This window comes from Rickettsia helvetica, from assembly GCF_963970025.1.
In the GTDB taxonomy this organism is placed as follows: domain Bacteria; phylum Pseudomonadota; class Alphaproteobacteria; order Rickettsiales; family Rickettsiaceae; genus Rickettsia; species Rickettsia helvetica.
On sequence record NZ_OZ018776.1, the window covers coordinates 944,734 to 964,074 of the forward strand.

Here is a 19,341-nt window from a genome sequence, read left to right on the forward strand (position 1 = left end):
ACATGAACATTTTAGTTGCTGCTCTTGAGCAATCCTTAATAATGCTGCCGCTTATTTTAGGGATGTATTAAGTTATCAAATTCTGAAAATTACCGATCTTACCGTAGACAGTACTTGCGTGCTTGGTGCAGTGGTATTTTGCCCGTAGCCTTTCATTTGGATTATTTCCTGCATTAATATTTGCCGTAATAGCAGGGGGAATTATCGGCAGTATAGTTAGTTTTATGTAGAAGAATAACCGTATTAACGGACTTATAGCCGGAATACTTGCAAGTTTTATGCTTTATTCCGTGAACTTACAAATTATGCAGTGCCCTAATATATCGGTTCTTGGTATGCCGACTCTGTTATCTATATTAGATCTCGAAAATTGGTTAGTGCCTTTAATAATAATCAATTATCTTATTATATTTGCAGTTATAATTTTATTGAAAGGTAAGCTCGGTTTATTGCTACGAGCTTTTGGTTTTAATAAAGATTTACTGATTAATTTAGGAAAACCTGCCGAGCTTTACCATACTATCGGTCTTAGCATAAGTAATTGCCTTGCTGCTTTAACCGGTACTCTATCTGCACAAGTAAACGGTTTTGCTGATATTATAATAATATGGGTTTTGGGGTAGCACTAGTCGGTATCGGTGCAATTGTTATAGGGCATCATATTTTAATCCATGCTAATAATTTTAATGCGTTTAAAGAGATATTCTCTTGTTTTATAGATATATTATTTTACTTTATTGCTCTTAGTAGTTTACTCCGGATTAGCATTGATCCCATAAACCTTAAGCTTATATTAGGGATAGTATTGTTTATTTCATTGAGTACGGTGGGTAAGAAGTAATACTGTAATGTCATTCCTAGCTAAAAGCGGGAATCCAATAAACTTATTGTCATCCCGCGACTTGATCGCGGTATCCAGTATTTTTAAATTTTTTTCTAGATACCGTGGTCAAGCCATGGTATGACACCTAGCACGGTTTTTCAATTAAAAAGACAAAATTATGAAACCTTATTTATATGCAGAAAAGATACAGTTCAAAGTTAAGGAAAGAAGTGAGCCTATAATTGCGGAAACTACTTATAAATATTGCTAAAGAAGAGTTTGTTGTAATATTGGGTCATAACGGTAGCGGTAAGTCTACTTTAGCTAAAATACTTGCCGGTTATTTGAAACCGACTAGCGGGAAAGTATTTTTAGATCAAATCAGAATCGATAAAATACCTAAAGCTAAGAAAGCTTCTACTCTGGTTACATTAACACAAAAGGCTGAAGAAAGGCTATTTACCGAGCTAACGCTTGAGGACAATATTACTCTATGGGAAAGTAGATGCCCTAGTAATGAACGGTTAACAAGTAGCGAGGTGTTAGAGCTTACAGGTTCGCCTAAACGCTTTTTGCTTTTATTTTCACAGTCGTTAGGTAAATTTTCCGGCGGAGAAAAGCAGATTATACTCCTAGCCCTTAGCATAGCTCATCCGCCTAAAATATTATTTCTAGAGAGCATACGGCAAATTTAGATCCGAAAGCTTCTTTGGAAGTGATGAAAAAAACAGCAGAGATTATTGAGAAGCATAAGATGACTTCCGTTATGATCACGCATAATTTGGAAGATGCCGTAAATTACGGCAAAAGGCTTATAGTACTAGATAGTGGTAAGGTAGTACTAGACTACCTAAAACCACTAAGTTTTTCTTTGAAAGAACAGAAAGAGATATTATAATTCAATAAATTGTACTAGTTAGGAGTTGATCTGACAGTATTGAGTAATCAGGCAGCTTGATAAGTTAAGGTCAAGTTGTCTGATATTGTCTCTATATTATCAATATTTTTATTAATTGCAATATAAAGAGAATCTTTAAAAGTTTGCATTGGCGTTTTACCGTAACAATGTTTACCTGAATGAGTTCTTTCATTATTATAACCTACAAGCCAGTTATCTATATCAGTTTGTAGCTCTTCTAATGTAGAATAAAACTTTTTGCGGAATAAAATGTGATAACATTCTTCTTGCATAGTTGTGTGGAATCGTTCACATATCCCATTAGTTTGAGGACTATAGGCTTTAGTTTTAGAATGATCTATATTTTCAATACCAAGATATAACTGATAAGCATGATGCTCAGGCTTGCCACAATACTCCGTTCCTCTATCTGTTAATATCCGAACCAGAGGAATATTATAGCTTTCAAAAAATGGTATAACCCTATCGTTAAGATGGTCTGCACTCGTTATAGCTGTTTTTTCTGTATAAAGTTTACAAATAGCAATAGAATAAGTATCAACGAAAGTTTGCTGATAAATACGTCCTATACCTTTTATATTCCCTACATAATAGGTATCTTGAGAACCAAGATAACCGGGATGTAAACTCTCAATCTCACCGCTTGCTTCACGTTTGTTTTTTACTTTTTCAAGAGCTGTTAACTGTATATCATTTAGAATAATACCGTCGCTTGCTACCTTATTTTCTAAAGCTTTTAAGCGTTTCTTAAAATTTTCTAAATCATGACGAAGCCAAACTGATCTTACGCCTCCTCCTGAAATAATTATTCCTTTCTTGCGTAGCTCATTAGCTGTACGTTCTTGACCATAAGCGGGATATTCAACTGTAATATTAACTATAGCATCTTCAACACTTGCTGGTACTCGGTTCTTTAAACAAGGCTTTCTTCTGCTCATCTCATATAGCGCTTCTTCTCCACCTTGTTCATGAAGCTCTTTATAGCGGTAAAATGTATCTCGGCTATAACCCATTACTTTACATGCTTGCGATACGTTACCTAGTTGTTCTGCTAGTTGTAATAAACCAATTCTTGGCTTTATTATTTTTTGTTGGTATATTGTCATCTGACAGTCTCCTTTTTTTAGAGGTTGTTAAATTTTTGCCGGGTACGAGTATATCTTTTTTTTTGTACCCAACAACTTCTTACTGTCAGATCAACTCCTAACTAGTACAAATAAATATAATTTGTTAATTCTTCTATTTTCGTTGGCGAGATATCAGGATAGTATTCTAATGAGCTCATAACTTTCATGGGATCTTCACCATTAAAAAGACGCTTTTTTATATCGGCAGATAATCTGTCTTCTGTTTCCTCTATGGCACGAGTCGGTACTTGTGTAGCCACCGACCGGTGCAGGTGTGACCGCTACTGAAGCTACTATCGCCGGAGCTGCTACAGAATTATTATCATTAAAGTCATAATTTATAACTTTATCTATTAACTCTTCTTTTGTAGCACTATCAATACTAAGCTCAAATATTGTATTAATAATACCATCCTTATCTTCACCTTTTTGAAGACGTTGCATAATATCCTTTAATAATGTTTCTTTTGTATTTTTTGCTAACTCTTCTTGAGTCGGTGCATCATAATTATAATCGTCAACATTCATGTCTTTATAATCTTTGGCTGATTTCTCACCTAAGTATTTTTGTATAGTGTTAATTTTTATTTGCTCATCAATATGAGAATTATATTTTTTTAATGCGTAAACTATCGTTTCTTTATCAACACCTATCTTTACAAGCTCCTCTATACTGTGATCGAATGGGTCACGCAAATAGAATGCCTTTTCCTATATTAACACCTTTAGATATTAACTTCTCAAGTAACCATTTATCTTTTGATTGTAACGCATGATTAAAAATTGACTCACCACACGCATTAATGTTAAGATTAACGTTATTATTTAAAAAGAAGTCCAGTAACGTCTTATTTTGACCTGATTCATGCTTTAGTAGTAAATAGAAAAAAGGTGTGCCGCCATAATTATCTACTGTATCAATTTCACTATCGGACTGTAATAAAATTTGAGTTATTTCGTGCTGTTTAGAATAAGTTGCATAATGTATAGGTATACGCCCATTTCCATCTTTAGTATTAACATCCACTCCTTTTTCAAGTAAAAAAGTAAAAAGCTCCTTATTTCCTATTATTGCTGCATAATGTATAGGTGAGTATAGATACTCATTCTCAACTTCAAAACTTGCCCCTTTATCTAATAAAATTTGAGCTATTTCTTTAGTGCTTGCATAAAATAAAGCTGTATTTCCTTTTTCATCCTTAGCATTGACATCATGACCTTTCTCAATTAATTCTTTAACAATATCTGCATTCCCGGCTGAAGCTGCTATACTAAGCGGTGTACGGTTGTCTTCGGCTTCAATTAAGGTGTCGTATCTTTCAGGATCCGGTGCACGTACATCCTCCTCTAGCGGTGTTACTGTAGTAGTTGTTGTTATTGATGCTGCTGCTACCAGAGCTGTTACGGGATTATTATCGTTAATATTGTAATTAAAAAGCTTTTCTATTAATTTCGCTATGGTAGCTTCATCCATATCAGAATAAAATTCAGGATTCATAATTAATCCATTAATTAAGTTTATTCTTATCGTCCTCATTTTTAATATTTTTCTTCATCTCAGCAAGTCTTTGTTCTGCTTTAAATTCAGGAAGTGCTAAGCGTGCATTAGCAGAATTAATTAATAATTCTTTAATTTCTGGGTTAGAAGCATATTCTAAAGGTTTCTTACCTTCTGCGTCTGTAGCGTTAACATCTGCCCCTTGTGAAAGTAAAAGTCTAACATTATTTACATTTCCTATACGTGCCGCATTATGTAAAACTGTACTTCCGTTTGGAAGTTTTGTATTAATTTGTTGATTCATCATATAAATATCCTTTTTAAGTTTAAATATTATTTTGTCGTGCGAGCATTATACATAATATTTTTAATTTTTGCAAACTAAATATTAATTTTTTAATTAATGATTAATCAAATTTAATATTTGCAGTAATATCATTCCCGCATAGGCATTGCCTGCGTGGATACCGAGTCGTCATTGCGAGGAAATTGCATAGCAATTGACGAAGCAATCCAGTAAAAAATTCTGTAAATCAGAATTTTTATTATTTTTTCTAGATTGCTGTGCTCTCTATGTTCGCTCGCAATGATGATTTAGTATCCATGCAACAAAGTTGGGATGGTATCACACGCACTTCTAATCTATGCAAGCAAAGCTTTCTTATAATGACCAAATTTTAACTATTTATTAGATTTTGGATAAAACCAAACGAGGAGTAAACAGATTAGAAGACCGATATTTAAGAGCAGATTATACTCCGTCATGGAAATACCAAGGATTTTGATGGCGGGTTTAGTGCAGGAAGTGATTGGCTGACTATAAAACATTTGCTTGATGTGTTGTATAGACAAGCCTTTCGGGATACGGATCATTGATGAGCAAAGGCTACTGGGTTGTACTATCCCTCTTTCTACGAAGCTATGATAGGTTGATAATATGCAAGAGCTAAGGATAGTTAGGAGAATGAATATTAAAGTATACTTACTTAACTGTCTGATGATTAAAGCAGTTAAGCAAATTTTGATTAGCGTTAAATAGGGAAATCTCTCGTAAACGCATAAAGGGCAGGGTGTATAATGGAATATATACTCAGCAATATAAGCGGTAGCAAGTGCTATTATAGAAATTGCAATCAGCCCTAAATGTAGAACTTTATAGCTATCTTTTCGGATGTAATTTATAATAGTATTAAATGGCATGGGTTTTTTATTCTTAATGTCATTGCGAGCGACTGAAAGGAGCGTGGCAATTTCAGGAAGTTTGACGAGATTGCCACGTCGCTTTGCTCCTCGCAATGACGCTAGTTTATGCTTCAAAATCGTAAAAAATTCAAGTGATATTTTACAAATAAATAAATTTAGTATATTGTCACTGATTATTAATTAAAGTGCAAGAAAAATAAATGTCAGAAATTTGGGAAGATGCTATTAAGTCAAATGCTTGGCCTTTTGTCGAGGCTAAGAAGATATTAGACAGCTTAAACGGTAAAATTCCTGAGAGGGGGTATGTATTATTTGAAACGGGTTACGGTCCTTCAGGTTTACCTCATATCGGTACTTTTAGTGAGAATGCTCGTATGGTGATGGTGCAGAAAGCATTTGAGCAATTATCCGATATTCCGACTAAGCTAATTTGCTTTTCCGATGATATGGATGGGCTTCGTAAAATGCCAAGTAATATCCCAAACCCTGAAATGGTAGTACAGTATATGGATATGCCACTTACCTCTATTCCTGATCCATTCAAAGAATGTGAAAGTTATGGGCATTATATGAATGCAAAGCTTCGCTCATTCCTTGATAAATTCGGCTTTGAGTATGAATTTTATAGTAGTACTAACTGTTATAAAGCCGGTATGTTTGATGAGATGTTAATAAGAGTGCTTGAGAAATATGACGAGATAATAGAGCTGATGCTACCGACTTTTAGAGAAGAGCGAAAGGCTACCTATTCACCTTTCATGCCTATATGCCCGAAAACAGGTAAGGTACTGCAAGTACCTATAGAAAAATGGGATGCTAAAGCAGGGACAGTTACGTATAAAGACGATGCCGGTAATTATATAGAAGTACCGGTAACGGGAGGGCATTGTAAATTACAGTGGAAGCCAGATTTTGGTATGCGTTGGGCTGCTCTTAAAGTCGATTACGAAATGTATGGTAAAGACCATTTGGCAAATGCTCGTCTTTATTCGGAAATTTGCCGAATCCTAGGAGGCAAGCCACCGGTGCAGTTATGTTATGAGCTATTCTTAGATGAAAACGGTGAGAAAATCTCGAAATCAAAAGGTAATAGTATTAGTGTGGATGATTGGCTTAAATATGCTCCTATTGAAAGTATGGCATTATTTATGTATCAAAATCCGACTAGAGCTAAGCGTTTGTTTTTTGATATAATTCCTAAAAATGTTGATGAATATATTACTTTTAATCAGAAATATCATTTAGAAGAGGATAGGGCAAAGCGTTTTGCAAGCCCCGTTTATCACATACATCACAGAAATGTCCCAAAAATTGAGACTTTTGGAATTACCTATTCGTTGCTTTTAAATCTTACTTCTGTGTGTAATCCTTCGGATAAATCGGTACTTTGGGGATTTATTAGCAAATATGAGCCAAAAGCAACCCCAAATACTACTCCTTACCTTGACCACTTAGCAGGATTTGCTATAAGATATTATAATGACTTTATTAAAGCATATAAATCATATTTAGCTCCTTCTGAAAAGCATAAGGTTATTTTACGTGATATATTAGATATGTTATCTGATATATCTGATCAAACCGAGGCTGAAGCAATTCAGAAAGCAATATATGATATAGGAATGAAAGCAGGGTATGAAAATCTGCGTGATTACTTCAAAGATTTATATCAAATATTGCTTGGGCAGAATGAAGGTCCAAGACTTGGGACTTTTATAAAGCTTTACGGTATAAAAGAAACGATGAGATTAATTGAAGAAAAGTTGTAGGTTATATGTCATCCCCGCCTAGGCAGGAATCCAGTAAAAATAAATAGATATATTATGCTCTAATCGAAATGGTACTTTATGTATTGGTGTCACCAATAATATAATACGTCGTGCTTATGAGCATAAACAAAAGACAGTAAAGGGTTTTACAGCAAAATATAATATTATAAAGCTTGTCTATACAGAAGAATTTACTGATATTAAAGAGGCTCTCACTAGAGAAAAAGCATTAAAAAAGTGGAAGCGTAGCTGGAAAATAGAATTGATAGAAAAAACTAATCCTGAATGGAAAGATTTAATAGAATAATTTTCTGGATTCCTGCTTTCGCAGGAATGACATTATTAACAAATGAATGAAATTTTTTGTAGTACGTTACCTATTTTTTTAATTACGCTTCTTGGTAGTATTATCAAAAATAAATGGTTAACTTCAGAAGAATTTTGGCGTGGTATTGAGAAATTATCGTATTTTGTACTATTTCCTGCCATGCTGTTTAATTACGTATCTACTGCCGACTTAAGCGTTGCATCCATAATTAAATTAGTAGTGGCTCTTATTATATCCACTATTCTTGTATCAATCGGTCTTATAATTTACCAAAAAAAATACAATATAGATAAAGTCCAATTTACTTCCATTTTTCAAGGATCAATTCGTTATAATAGCTACATTTTTTTTGGGGTGAGTAGCCCTTTGCTTGGTCCTAGTGGGCTTTCTATTGTCGCTGTTATTTCTTCTTATATGATTATTTTTACCAATATTTTATCGGTAATGATTTTCGCTTATTATATCCCTAATAAATCCGTTACTAATACTATTAGAACTAGTTTTGTTTTAATGATGAAATTAATTGTGCGTAATCCGTTAATTATCGCAAGTTTAGTAGGATTCGTTTTTAATTACTCAAATCTTGAATTACATTTAGGGCTTAAGAAAACGTTAGATAGCCTTTCTAATGCCGCTTTAGCTATCGGTATGTTAAATGTTGGGGCAGGGCTTAATTTTACTATTAGACAAGAGCTTTTACATAATGTAATGTTTACAAGCTTTGTTAAATTAGTTGCATTTCCTCTAGTTAGTGTAGTAGTACTATGGTTAATGTCTATTGACGGATTAGATAGATCGGTAGGAATATTATATAGCTGCCTTCCATGTGCGAGTACGGCTTATGTTTTATCTCGTCAGCTTGACGGTGATCCTGATTCTATGGCGTCGATTATAACATTTACTACTTTTTTCTCGGTAGTTACTATATCAATTATTATGTATATAATGAGGTAGGGAGTTCGAATGTCATCCCGCGACTTGATCGCGGGATCTCAGGATACAATCCATGATACAAGATACCGCGACCAAGTCGCGGGATGACATTATTAACAAAAAAAACAGGAATTTCTAAAATGGATGAAATGAATAAAATAAATTATGCTGAGGCCCTTAAATATCATGAAAAAGATAAGCCTGGTAAGATCGCTATTTCTGCAACAAAGTCTTTAGTTACTCAGCAAGATTTATCGCTTGCGTATTCCCCAGGCGTAGCTGCTCCTTGCCTTGAAATTGCTAAAAATTTAGAGGATATATATAAATATACTGCTTACGGTAATTTAGTTGCCGTAATCTCTAACGGTACTGCCGTACTTGGGCTTGGTAATTTAGGAGCTGCCGCTTCAAAACCGGTGATGGAAGGTAAAGCCGTACTATTCAAAAAATTTGCCGATATTGATGCAATTGACCTGGAAGTGAATACGGAAGATCCTGAAGAATTTATTAATGCCGTGAAGTATCTCAGTTATAGTTTTGGGGGTATTAATCTTGAAGATATTAAAGCTCCAGAATGTTTTATTATAGAAGAAAAATTAAAATCTTTAATGGATATACCGGTCTTTCATGACGATCAGCATGGAACGGCGATTATTACCGCCGCAGGGCTAATAAATGCTGCGTATCTTACTAATCGCAAGCTTGAAGATCTAAAAATCGTAGTTAACGGAGCAGGTGCAGCAGCTATTGCTTGCATTGATTTATTAATTGCTCTTGGAGCCGATAAATCAAAGATTATTTTATGTGATACTAAAGGTGTTGTTTACAAAGGACGCCTAGAAGGTATGAATAAATGGAAAGAGCTATATGCAAGCGATACCAAGTTTAGGACTTTAGCGGAAAGCTTAAATAATGCTGATGTATTTATAGGGTTATCGGTAAAAGGAGCAGTAACTAAAGATATGGTGAGTCAAATGGCAAATAATCCGATTATTTTTGCTATGGCTAACCCTGATCCGGAAATTACTCCGGAAGATATAAAACTTGTGCGAGATGATGCGATTATAGCAACAGGGCGATCTGATTATAATAATCAGATTAATAATGTTATAGGATTTCCTTATATTTTTAGAGGAGCATTAGACATAAGAGCTAAGACTATTAATACGGAAATGAAAATAGCTGCAGCAAAAGCTATTGCAGATTTAGCCCGTAGACCTGTACCGGAAGAGGTGTATAAAGCTTACTCAGGGCGTAAGATGGTTTTTGGTAAGGAATATATCATTCCCGTACCGTTTGATCCTCGTTTAATTACCATAGTAGCAGCGGCGGTTGCCGTTGCTGCAATAGAAAGCGGCGTTGCTAGGGTTAAAGATTTTAATATAGGTAAATATAAGAAAGAATTAGGTAGCAGATTAAACCCTACTGCTAACTATATGAATTTCTTAGCTGAAAAAATTCATAATGCACCGCTTAAACGGATTGTTTTTGCTGAAGGTGAAGAAGAAGAAGTAATTTCTGCCGCTCTTATGATGCGAGACGAGAAATATGGTCATCCGATTATAATTGGCCGTGTTGAACGAATTGAGGCTACGTTAAAAAAGATAGGTCAAGATATTAGCTTAGACGGAATTCAAATAATGAATGCCGCTCTAAGTGATAGCCTAGAGAAATATGTTGATTATTTATATAAAAGACTTCAGAGAAAAGGTTATTTATATCGTGATTGTGCTAAACTTGTTAAAACTGATAAGAATATTTTTGCTGCTTGTATGGTAGCATGCGGTGACGGTGATGCTCTTTTAACCGGTGTTACGAAAAGTTATATCGATAGTTTAGAAGATATCATGAAAGTAATTTCACCAAAACCTAATCGTAGAATCCTTGGCTATTCAATTATGATTGCTAAAGATAATAATATTATTATTGCCGATAATTGTATTACCGAATATCCAAACAGCTGGGAACTTGCACAAATAGCAACCCAAACTGCAGAAATTGCTAAAAATATGGGAATCACTCCTCGTGTTGCACTTCTTTCTTTTTCAACATTCGGTAATTCTTCTAAGGAAAAAACAGCTCGTATTCGTGAAGCAGTAAATATACTAGATAATTTTAGCGAAGATACAGAAGGGCTGAGCGGCATGAAAGTAGATTTTGAATATGACGGAGAGATGTCGGTTAAGGTGGCTTTAGACGGTGATTTACGTAAATTATATAAATTTTGTAGATTATCAGGATCTGCAAATGTATTAATTATGCCTGGTTTAAATTCAGCTGCTATTTCTACTGAATTATTACAAGAATTTTCATCAAACAGCTTTATAGGTCCTATAACAAACGGTTTTGAAAAACCCGTTCAAATACTTCAAGCTACAGCAACAGCTAATGAAATACTAAAAATAGCAACTTTTGCTTGCGTTGAAGCTATAAAAGAGGTTTAATTACTATATCTTTAAAATCAATTAACTTGTGAGAGGTAAAGTGGCTTCGATTACAGAACTTCATAAAAATGTACAAGAAATTACAAAAGATTTATGAAAACATGAGCCTCAAATACCTGATACCACTAAAAAACCGCTAGCTTCTAGAGAAAATTTTGAAGATCTAATACATTCTGATTTAGGAAAATCTACTCAAAATAAACAGCTTTCTTTTGATGAAGAGTTAAAGAAAAAGGTTCAAAGCAGACAAGTAAAGGATTCTTCCGAGCAGCAAACAAAGGTTACAGAAGAAAAAATAGATAATCATGCAAAACGTTTAGAAGAATTAAAGCAAACACAGAAAAAATTAGAACAAAGAAAAACAGAGCTTGAAGTAAAAAAAGCCGATTCTAATATTACTAGAGAAGAAAGATGGAAAATTGTTGCAGAATTGGAATCTATTAATAACCGATTGAAAGCTATAAAAAAGTTTGATAATAAAAATAAACGCTTAACTCCTACAAAAAGAGAACCGACAGCTGCAGATTTACAGCAACAAGGAAACATTAGTAGCTATAAAACGTATGAAAGAAGAGAAGATAAAACAGCAGCAAGCAGAAGCTGTTAATCAATCTTCAAAAAATACTCCAACTATGTCTAGCGGTACTATACCGATGCCGCCTCCAATGCCTGGAATTGGTATCCCTATTCCCCCACCTATATCAATTCCAAAGACTATAAAAAAAGAGGCGAAAGATATTGGTAAACAAATGCCTCAAGGAGGGGATAAGCATAAAGAAGAACTAGCAAAAGCTATGAAAGCACGAAGAGAAAAAATAGAGACAGGCAGAGGAAGGTAATTATTATAGTATCATAATGGCTCTTTTTTCAAATTTGATCATAAAATGAGCTATTAGGCTCTATGAAGATTTCTAAAAAGATTTAATTTTGGTTATTTTTTGCTGCAAATTATAAGATTTTTTTGAGATAGGAGTAGCTATTCCTTCAAAAATCTTATTAATTTTCGTTAAAAAATACCTCAAAATAGCAAATCAATTAGAAATCTTCATAGAGCCTAGCGAATTAGAACGATTTTACAATTTAATTGCAGTTTAGCCCAAATTTTATCTGCAGTATATATAGGATAGCCTGTAATTAATCCTAGACTAATGCAAGCTCTGTTGCCAAGAGATAAACCAAATTGTTCTGTTTCTTTCTTTAAGCGTCTAATTTCTATAGCTTGATCAAAATCTAAAGCTACAATTTTATTTATTGAAGCTAAGATCATTTCTTTACTTTGAATAAAAGATATGTTCAATTTTTTATCTAGTTCTGCTACTACCTCTGCTATATTTACTGTAGACATAATAGATAACGGTAATAATTCTTCGACCTTGTCACTACCGATTTCTGAGTTAAATAATGCAAGTAAAGCAGATGAATCTAAAATATATTTATTCATTATTAAATTCCTTTCTTCTTGATTCAATTAAAGAGTCAACTAATGATATGTTATCTTTATTTCTAGATTTTACTAATGCTTGAAATTCTTTAATTTTATTTTTTATAGGAATCAATGTTAATTCTTTATCAAGTGTTAGCATTAACTGATCTCCTGAAGAAAGATGTAATTGATCACGAATTTTTGCAGGAATATTTATTCTGCCATTTTCAGATATAGTAACTTTATATTCTAAGTGTATATTTTTAAAATAGTTAAAAATTAAATATATACCAAATATAAAATATTATAATTAAAACTACAATAGTAAAATAAATAAAATATTTCTATATTGAACCTAATATTGTTATCATTGGAAGAAAATATTATATGTCTAATTCAGCTTTTTTAGTTGCATTTTTTACAACGATTATCCGTTATTATGATTATGCTCTATTCGGTTTATCGGCTAGTATTCTTGCACAAAATTTCTTACCTAATATAGAGCAGGATAAACAACTACTCGGTTTTTTTGCCATTCTTAGTACAGCCGTTATAGTACGACCTTTAGGGTCTTTAATTTTTGGATTTATCGGAGATAAATACGGACGTACTAAATCTATCAAGATATCAATGTTCATAAGTAGCATTTCTACCGGATTAATTGCTATTACTCCTTCCTTTGAGATGATAGGTATTTTTGCTACGGTAATACTCACATTATGTCGAATGGTTTTTTTAGCAAGCCTTGCCGGAGAAGTTGACGGAATAAAGGTTTATGTAGCTGAAAAAACAGGAGATAATCAAAAAAATTTAAATATAGGAATAGTGTCGTGCTGTAGCCAAATAGGTGCATTACTTGCGGCTATAGCTTATTATTATGCTAGTAATTCTAGTATCGGATATTTATGGCGTTTTAATTTCTTTATCGGTGCAATATTTGGTTTATTTGCTATTTTGATGAGAAATTTTTTTAAAGAGAGTAGCGAGTTTTTAAGAACGTCATCAAAAAGTACCGTGCAACAAATTATAAAAGATAATAAACTATCCTTTATAATAGCATTATTAGTAAACGGTGCTATTGGAGGAGTGTATCACTTTTTAGTAATTTTCTTGGGAGTTTTTTTAACAAAAATAGCTTTTATAAATCATCCTGAAATAAGGTTTATGAATATAGCTCTTACTACTACCTATGGAATATCAGCCGTTTTTGCAGGGCTGCTTGCCGATAAAATAAACCCTTTAAGACAGATTACGTGGGCTTTATTTGCTAGCATTATTGTTGCTTTAGGAATGCAAATAATGTTATACAAACAAATATTTAATATTCTCTGTCCCGTTATATTAATAGGGCTTGCAGCATTTTATGCAGTACCGCTACAAATTATTGTTCAATCTTTGTTTAAGACTAATGTTAAAATGAGGCTTTATAGTCTATCACATTCTTTTGGAGGTATTATTCTATCCTCAACTACTCCTTTCTTTAGTATGTTGTTGTGGCAAAATTTTAAGTCACTATCTCTAACTTTAAGCTTTTTCATATTTTTGCTTATAATATTAATTAGTACAGTGTTGGTTTTACGTAGGATGTCATCCTTGTAAAAGGGTTGTGTTGCCTGGATCGAAAAATGTGCTCTATGTCATCCCCGCGAAAGCAGGGATCCAGAAAAATAACCTTAATATTACTATAAAAACTACATATGTGGTAAAATAAATATATAAAAAACTAGTTTTTTATATATTTTACTGGATTCCCGCGTCGAAACTTGTAGTTTCTTCTCGCAATGACGGAAAAATCGATCCACGCAACAATGCCACGCGGGAATGACATAACAGGATCCATGTAACAACACCTCGCAAAAGCAAGAATGACATCAATTGCCTTTTAGATGTTTCTTCCGTCTTTACTGCGACCTGTAGGTTTTATGCTAGAACTACTTGAAGATTTGGATCTTTGCTGTGCCTGTGTTCCAATTTGCTTCGCTTCTTTTGCTAAGTTTTCAAATTTGTCTTTTAAGTTTTTTATATTACCTTTTAGCTTTAAATCGTGAGTTATTTTGTTAATATTCAATTTTTCAGGAGTTGGATTATATATAGGCTCTTTAGATTGAGTATGTTTAGAATGTTCTATTGCAAATTTTATACGAGGTCTTATTAATTCATTCTCTTTCCCTGTACCTTTCTGTGTTTCTTCCTCCCATTTATCCCATTCCTCAGGTGAGGTCCAGTATCTTGTTATTTTACTATCAAAGCCTTTTTCAAATTTGTTTATTAAATTTTTGGTGCTATTCTCTTTAAATTTCTTTACCTCGATTTTCAAACTCAAAATTTTTCTTAGGAGTTATATAGTCAGATTGAGTATTTTCATGTTGTTTTTCTACAGTCTATTTCTTTTCTTCTGTCCAGTATTTTTTAATTTTGCTGTCAGAGTCTGCTTCAAATTTTGCTATTCTATCTTTTATACCGGTAACTGCTCCTGTAGATATTGTAGGTTGATCTTGGGTTGATTGCTTAGTGTGTTTCGGAGTCGTCTTTTTAGATAATTCATAAGTAAAAGATTCTAAACGAGATAAACTCTTTTGAACTTTTTCTATATTGGAATTTAAATATTCTATTTCAGGTCCTTTATATTCTATTATATTTTTTAATGTGTTATTAATTTCTACAAAAGATTCTTTAATCTCTTTATTAAACTTATCATCACTATTACTTATCTTACTGCAATTAGTAGAAATTTTTTGAAGCTTATCTAATATATTATTAATTTTCTCATCTTTTTGAGAAGTCGATACCATACTTGCTAAAAAGTCACTTCTTCCTAAATTTCTATTAACATTACTTAAATATAGAGGTATGGTAGAGGCTTTAGTATAATCTTGCGGAAATTTATCAATCTCTTCTTTAAATCTCTTTAAGAACTTTATTGTATCACCGAATATAGGATGAGTATTCCAGGAAAGAGCAGGTGGAGTTGATATTGCTTCCTGCATTGGATGAGTTATTGCCTCAACTTGTTTTGGGGATGTATCTTTAGATAGCTTTTCATTTTGTAGCTCAGATATATAATCATCTACTGCCTCTTTTAACCTATTTAAAACATTTCCAGCACCATAAGATTTTTGGAAAGGAGCTGGCATTCCCTCATCATCCCATTCTAAAGAGTTATCGTCAATTATATCTAAACTTGTATCATCTCAGTTTAAAGTATGTATTCTATGTTCAGTACGCGGATCAGTTAGCTTATAGTAATTTTTATTTAACAAACGAGGATCACGTGAATTTTCACTCTTTTCATATTCCTTAATTTCTTCAAATATACCTAGTGTCTTATAAATATTATCTATTTCTTCTTGAGTAAGTCTTTCATTGTTTACTTCTTTTTGTTGGATAGATTTTTGTAGTTCTTTTGTTGCCGTTAACTTATCTTGTGCTGTATTTGAATTTGATAAAATTTTTGCTTGTGCTAAATGAAGAGCTTCAATTAAATTAGTAGAGCCACTTTTTCCAAATGTGGTAGATAATTCTTCTTGGCTTGAACCGATTCCTGAATCAATAGAAGAAGATCTAGAAACGGTATTAGATTTAGGATTAATATTTGCCTGTTGTACATACGATTTGCCAGCAGCTCTTAATATTTTATCAGTGAATTGTTCTAGTTCATTGAATGAGTTTTCTAGTTTGGCAAAAAGTTCTGTTGAGGAATGTACTATTGCCGGTGATAACTTAGGTATAGAATCTTCAGGTATAGTTTCTAAAGAAGGAGAATATTTACCTGTTTCTTTTTGTAGTACCGATTCATTTTGCTTTATTAAATTTGATATATTTTTAAATTTATTTGCTAATTCTTCAGATAATATATCAAGCTTGTTATTGTTATTACTTCCGGCATATAAGACTAGAGTCTCCTTTATATTTTGCGAGATATTATCTGCATGATCTATTAATAACATCTTATATTGCAAATCTAATTCGCTTGAATTATTAGTATTACGGAAGTAATTTTTATTTACTGATATACTTTTTTGCTGAGTATATTTTTAGAAGCTTCTATAAGTTCTTTTCCCTCTTTCTCTTCTTTATTTTTTAACTTCTCAAATAAATTTTGTAAACCATCTGAAAAATCCCCGGCATTATCAAGGTATAAAAATTTACTTCTTATAATCTCTTGTGCTTTTTGATTAGAAGTTTGTTGAACTTTTTATTTCTCTTGCATTGCTCCTAGAATGATATTTTTATCTAATGAATTAATCACATCATAAAAATTTTTCATTTCATCTAATTTTTCTCTAGGTTCTTTTATTTTTTGTAATCTTTCTCTTAATTCTTGAAATTTATCCCATTCATATTGTTCAAGAAAAAATTCCTCTATTTTTGTTAGTATTAGGGCTTCCTCCACTACTCAGGATTTTATTTCTAGCTGCCTGTAATCTAGATGGTTGATGAGAGTTGATATTATTAATCAAATCTAAAATTTCTTTTGATGTCTTATTAAATTCTTCATTATTAGTTGGATTTTTGATTGTTTCTTGAACTGCTTCCCTTAACTTTATTATCTCTTTTTTAAGGCTAAGCTCTACTTTTTGTTGACCGTGTGTTATAGCTTGTTCGTTTTCTTGTGAGGTAAGTACTTTTTTATCTTGCTGTATATTTAAGCTCTTTTTCCCTACTTTCTGAACAACTTCTTCCATCAATTGCAATAGATTAATATTGCCCTTTACTTCTAGCCCTTGCTCATTAGTGACCGGTAATGAATTACTTAGTCTTAATAATTCTGAAAAATCTGAAGGGGATATTAGGACATCAAGTTGAGTCTTTGCTTTTCTACCTTTTTCGTCTTCCTTAAAGCCTTCAACTTTACCAATACTAAATAGGTAGGTTTTTTAAATAAATTTCTTTCTTACCACCCTGTATATTTTTATCATTTGCTACTTTGAAGTTAGCTTGTTGTTGAGAAACATACGGTCCCGGTTTTCTAGGGTCTATTTTGTTTATTAGAGCTTCTATAAAATTAGTTGTACATGTTATAGCTAGTTTATCTGTTTCTAAAATATTATTTAAATTAGTATTTTTTATTAAATAAAGATTTCTTATTAGCCGGTCTAATTCATTCTTATGTTTCATAATTTTCCTCTATTAATAAAAATAAACCAAACTGTAATACCATTTATGTTAAATTAACAATACTAATAATCAGTATTAATTCAATATTTTAAATTTTATTGCATTTGTGCTTCAATAATATAATTTTATCATTATCATTTATTTCACCGTCTCAATGAGTTTTTTAACTCCCTCGACTGATTTATCAAATAGTGCTTTTTCCTCTGCGGTTAACTGTAGTTCTATTACTTTTAGGACACCTTCTTTACCGATAATAATAGGCACTCCGACATATAAATCATGTACACCGTACTCGCCTTGTAAATAAGCGGCACAAGTTAGAATTTGACGTTTATCTTTTAAATATGATTCAAGCATTTCTATTGCTGAGGCTGCGGGGGCATAATAAGCAGAGCCTGTTTTAAGTAATGCAACAATCTCACCGCCGCCGTTTCTAGTACGATCGATTATTTTCTCAATACGCTCATTACTTGATAAGCCCATTTTTATCAGGTCGGGTATCGGCACGCCTGATATTGTAGAATATCTTGCAAGAGGTACCATAGCATCACCGTGACCGCCGAGAACCGTGCTATTAACATTGCTAACCGATACTTTAAACTCTTCAGCAAGAAAAAGATTAAATCTTGATGAGTCAAGTACCCCCGCCATACCGATTACTTTATTATGAGGTAACCCACTTTCTTTAAGCATGACATATACCATAACATCAAGCGGATTGGTAATTACTATTACAAAAGCATTCGGAGCATATTTTTTTATATTTTGTGCTATGTCTTTCATAATATTGGTATTAACGCTAATGAGATCGTCTCTACTCATTCCTGGTTTTCTTGGTAAACCGGCAGTAATAATTATTGCATCAGACCCTTCAATATCTTTATAGTCATTACTTCCTTTTATTTTTATATCAGAGCCTAATATCGTCCCTGCTTGCATAAGATCGAGTGCTTTTCCTTGCGGCACTCCTTCAGCCACGTCAAATAACATGATATCCCCGATTTCTCTAAGGCTAATTAAGTGAGCAAGCGTACCACCTATGTTACCGCTACCTATTAATGAGATTTTTGGATTTTTTTTCATTACTCCCTCTACAAATATTAAATATGCCTATCACTATATTACAAATACATTCAAGAAAAAAGAATTTTTAAATTATATTGTTAAGTGATTAATTTTTATAAATTAATCACTCACATTGACTTTATTAAAATAGATTAATATAATGCCGAGTCAACAAAATACCATGAAATATGGAATTTTAATAAAATAACTAAAAAAAGAAAATAATTATGCCTAAAATTTCTAAAGGTATTGATCCTAATATACGAGATGAGAATGGTGATACTGTTTTAGAGGTTACAGGTAATTTTGAAATTGCCAAAATGTTACTTGAGCATAGTGCTACGGTATACAGTAAGCAGCAGATGGGTAAAATATTATATCACTGTGGTCATAATCCTTAATGCATAATAATACTGATTATACAAAAGATAATTTAATAAAACAATGTAAAGACGGTCAAAAGTTAAAGCAGTTAATAAAACAAGCTAGAGAAGTAAAGGAGTTAATATATCAAACTGAAGAAGTGAAGGATGGTAATCAAATTGTTTCAAAAATAATATTAGATTATATTAAAAATCAAGAGAATGATGATTTAAAAGCTAAACTTATTAATGTTTGTCAAGAGCAAGAGTGAATTAAAGATTATTTAGAATTAGCTCAAGAAAACGAGGTGAGTAATTATTTGGATGAG

21 protein-coding genes and 4 pseudogenes are annotated in these 19,341 nt (G+C 32.6%); 11 read left to right on the top strand and 14 right to left on the bottom strand.

The window, feature by feature from the left end; translation table 11 throughout:
* Positions 1-2: 2 nt before the first annotated feature.
* Positions 3-841: pseudogene (locus AB1146_RS05660) on the top strand (ABC transporter permease subunit).
* Between the two features lie 160 nt (positions 842-1,001).
* Positions 1,002-1,721, top strand: a pseudogene (locus AB1146_RS05670) (ATP-binding cassette domain-containing protein).
* Between the two features lie 47 nt (positions 1,722-1,768).
* On the opposite strand, the gene AB1146_RS05675 reads toward AB1146_RS05670, so the two are convergent.
* From AB1146_RS05675 to AB1146_RS05695, 5 genes are all read right to left on the bottom strand, one after another.
* Complete coding sequence (locus AB1146_RS05675) at positions 1,769-2,848, bottom strand: IS481 family transposase (RefSeq protein ID WP_010420735.1); 1,080 nt, start codon at positions 2,846-2,848, stop codon at positions 1,769-1,771.
* A gap of 201 nt (positions 2,849-3,049) precedes the next feature.
* Positions 3,050-3,565: a hypothetical protein gene (locus AB1146_RS05680; RefSeq protein WP_010423306.1), complete on the bottom strand. Its 516-nt coding sequence runs from the start codon at positions 3,563-3,565 to the stop codon at positions 3,050-3,052.
* The gene (locus AB1146_RS05685) at positions 3,558-4,367 is read right to left on the bottom strand and encodes an ankyrin repeat domain-containing protein (RefSeq protein WP_355403718.1); all 810 of its coding nucleotides are present in this window, start codon (positions 4,365-4,367) and stop codon (positions 3,558-3,560) included. The genes AB1146_RS05680 and AB1146_RS05685 overlap by 8 nt, the downstream gene beginning before the upstream one ends.
* Before the next feature lie 10 nt (positions 4,368-4,377).
* Positions 4,378-4,674: an ankyrin repeat domain-containing protein gene (locus AB1146_RS05690; protein WP_232203622.1), complete on the bottom strand. Its 297-nt coding sequence runs from the start codon at positions 4,672-4,674 to the stop codon at positions 4,378-4,380.
* Positions 4,675-5,048: 374 nt separating this feature from the next.
* Positions 5,049-5,567, bottom strand: a complete 519-nt coding sequence (locus AB1146_RS05695; RefSeq protein ID WP_010423301.1) for a disulfide bond formation protein B — start codon at positions 5,565-5,567, stop codon at positions 5,049-5,051.
* 203 nt (positions 5,568-5,770) lie between these two features.
* On the opposite strand from AB1146_RS05695, the gene AB1146_RS05700 reads away from it, so the two are divergent.
* The 6 genes from AB1146_RS05700 to AB1146_RS05725 all read left to right on the top strand — a co-directional run bounded on the left by AB1146_RS05700 (position 5,771) and on the right by AB1146_RS05725 (position 11,883).
* Positions 5,771-7,339, top strand: coding sequence for a lysine--tRNA ligase (locus AB1146_RS05700; protein WP_010423300.1), 1,569 nt, complete (start codon positions 5,771-5,773; stop codon positions 7,337-7,339).
* Positions 7,340-7,382: 43 nt separating this feature from the next.
* Entirely contained in the window at positions 7,383-7,646 is a 264-nt protein-coding gene (locus AB1146_RS05705) for a GIY-YIG nuclease family protein (RefSeq protein ID WP_083831860.1), read from the top strand.
* A 42-nt stretch (positions 7,647-7,688) separates the two neighbouring features.
* Complete coding sequence (locus AB1146_RS05710; RefSeq protein WP_010423299.1) at positions 7,689-8,621, top strand: AEC family transporter; 933 nt, start codon at positions 7,689-7,691, stop codon at positions 8,619-8,621.
* A 119-nt stretch (positions 8,622-8,740) separates the two neighbouring features.
* Complete coding sequence (locus AB1146_RS05715; RefSeq protein ID WP_010423298.1) at positions 8,741-11,044, top strand: NADP-dependent malic enzyme; 2,304 nt, start codon at positions 8,741-8,743, stop codon at positions 11,042-11,044.
* A 451-nt stretch (positions 11,045-11,495) separates the two neighbouring features.
* Positions 11,496-11,651 (top strand): hypothetical protein, encoded by a 156-nt coding sequence (locus tag AB1146_RS05720; protein ID WP_355403723.1) that lies wholly within the window; start codon positions 11,496-11,498, stop codon positions 11,649-11,651.
* Positions 11,608-11,883, top strand: coding sequence for a hypothetical protein (locus AB1146_RS05725; RefSeq protein ID WP_010423297.1), 276 nt, complete (start codon positions 11,608-11,610; stop codon positions 11,881-11,883). Before AB1146_RS05720 ends, AB1146_RS05725 begins: the two co-directional genes overlap by 44 nt.
* 215 nt (positions 11,884-12,098) lie before the next feature.
* Here AB1146_RS05725 and AB1146_RS05730 read toward each other — a convergent pair whose 3' ends face one another.
* Complete coding sequence (locus AB1146_RS05730) at positions 12,099-12,485, bottom strand: type II toxin-antitoxin system VapC family toxin (protein ID WP_010423296.1); 387 nt, start codon at positions 12,483-12,485, stop codon at positions 12,099-12,101.
* Positions 12,478-12,726 (bottom strand): AbrB/MazE/SpoVT family DNA-binding domain-containing protein, encoded by a 249-nt coding sequence (locus AB1146_RS05735; RefSeq protein WP_029374807.1) that lies wholly within the window; start codon positions 12,724-12,726, stop codon positions 12,478-12,480. Before AB1146_RS05735 ends, AB1146_RS05730 begins: the two co-directional genes overlap by 8 nt.
* Before the next feature lie 128 nt (positions 12,727-12,854).
* On the opposite strand from AB1146_RS05735, the gene AB1146_RS05740 reads away from it, so the two are divergent.
* Entirely contained in the window at positions 12,855-14,066 is a 1,212-nt protein-coding gene (locus tag AB1146_RS05740; RefSeq protein WP_010423292.1) for an MFS transporter, read from the top strand.
* A gap of 283 nt (positions 14,067-14,349) precedes the next feature.
* Here the strand turns inward: AB1146_RS05740 and AB1146_RS05745 are convergent, their stop codons facing one another.
* From AB1146_RS05745 to mdh, 7 genes and pseudogenes are all read right to left on the bottom strand, one after another.
* Entirely contained in the window at positions 14,350-14,535 is a 186-nt protein-coding gene (locus AB1146_RS05745) for a hypothetical protein (RefSeq protein WP_029374860.1), read from the bottom strand.
* A 144-nt stretch (positions 14,536-14,679) separates the two neighbouring features.
* Positions 14,680-15,058 (bottom strand): annotated as a pseudogene (locus tag AB1146_RS05750) (hypothetical protein); the annotation flags it as partial.
* Between the two features lie 600 nt (positions 15,059-15,658).
* Positions 15,659-16,414: a hypothetical protein gene (locus AB1146_RS05755; protein ID WP_232203619.1), complete on the bottom strand. Its 756-nt coding sequence runs from the start codon at positions 16,412-16,414 to the stop codon at positions 15,659-15,661.
* 248 nt (positions 16,415-16,662) lie between these two features.
* Positions 16,663-16,860, bottom strand: coding sequence for a hypothetical protein (locus tag AB1146_RS05760; RefSeq protein WP_232203618.1), 198 nt, complete (start codon positions 16,858-16,860; stop codon positions 16,663-16,665).
* The gene (locus tag AB1146_RS05765) at positions 16,814-17,152 is read right to left on the bottom strand and encodes a hypothetical protein (RefSeq protein ID WP_198005289.1); all 339 of its coding nucleotides are present in this window, start codon (positions 17,150-17,152) and stop codon (positions 16,814-16,816) included. Before AB1146_RS05765 ends, AB1146_RS05760 begins: the two co-directional genes overlap by 47 nt.
* A 175-nt stretch (positions 17,153-17,327) precedes the next feature.
* Positions 17,328-17,585 (bottom strand): hypothetical protein, encoded by a 258-nt coding sequence (locus AB1146_RS05770; protein WP_010423290.1) that lies wholly within the window; start codon positions 17,583-17,585, stop codon positions 17,328-17,330.
* A 138-nt stretch (positions 17,586-17,723) separates the two neighbouring features.
* Positions 17,724-18,668, bottom strand: coding sequence for a malate dehydrogenase (mdh, locus tag AB1146_RS05775; protein WP_010423288.1), 945 nt, complete (start codon positions 18,666-18,668; stop codon positions 17,724-17,726).
* A 168-nt stretch (positions 18,669-18,836) separates the two neighbouring features.
* Between mdh and AB1146_RS05780 the strand changes: the two are divergent.
* Positions 18,837-19,051 (top strand): annotated as a pseudogene (locus AB1146_RS05780) (hypothetical protein).
* Positions 19,051-19,284 (top strand): hypothetical protein, encoded by a 234-nt coding sequence (locus AB1146_RS05785; RefSeq protein ID WP_010423284.1) that lies wholly within the window; start codon positions 19,051-19,053, stop codon positions 19,282-19,284. Before AB1146_RS05780 ends, AB1146_RS05785 begins: the two are co-directional and overlap by 1 nt.
* Positions 19,285-19,341 lie beyond the last annotated feature (57 nt).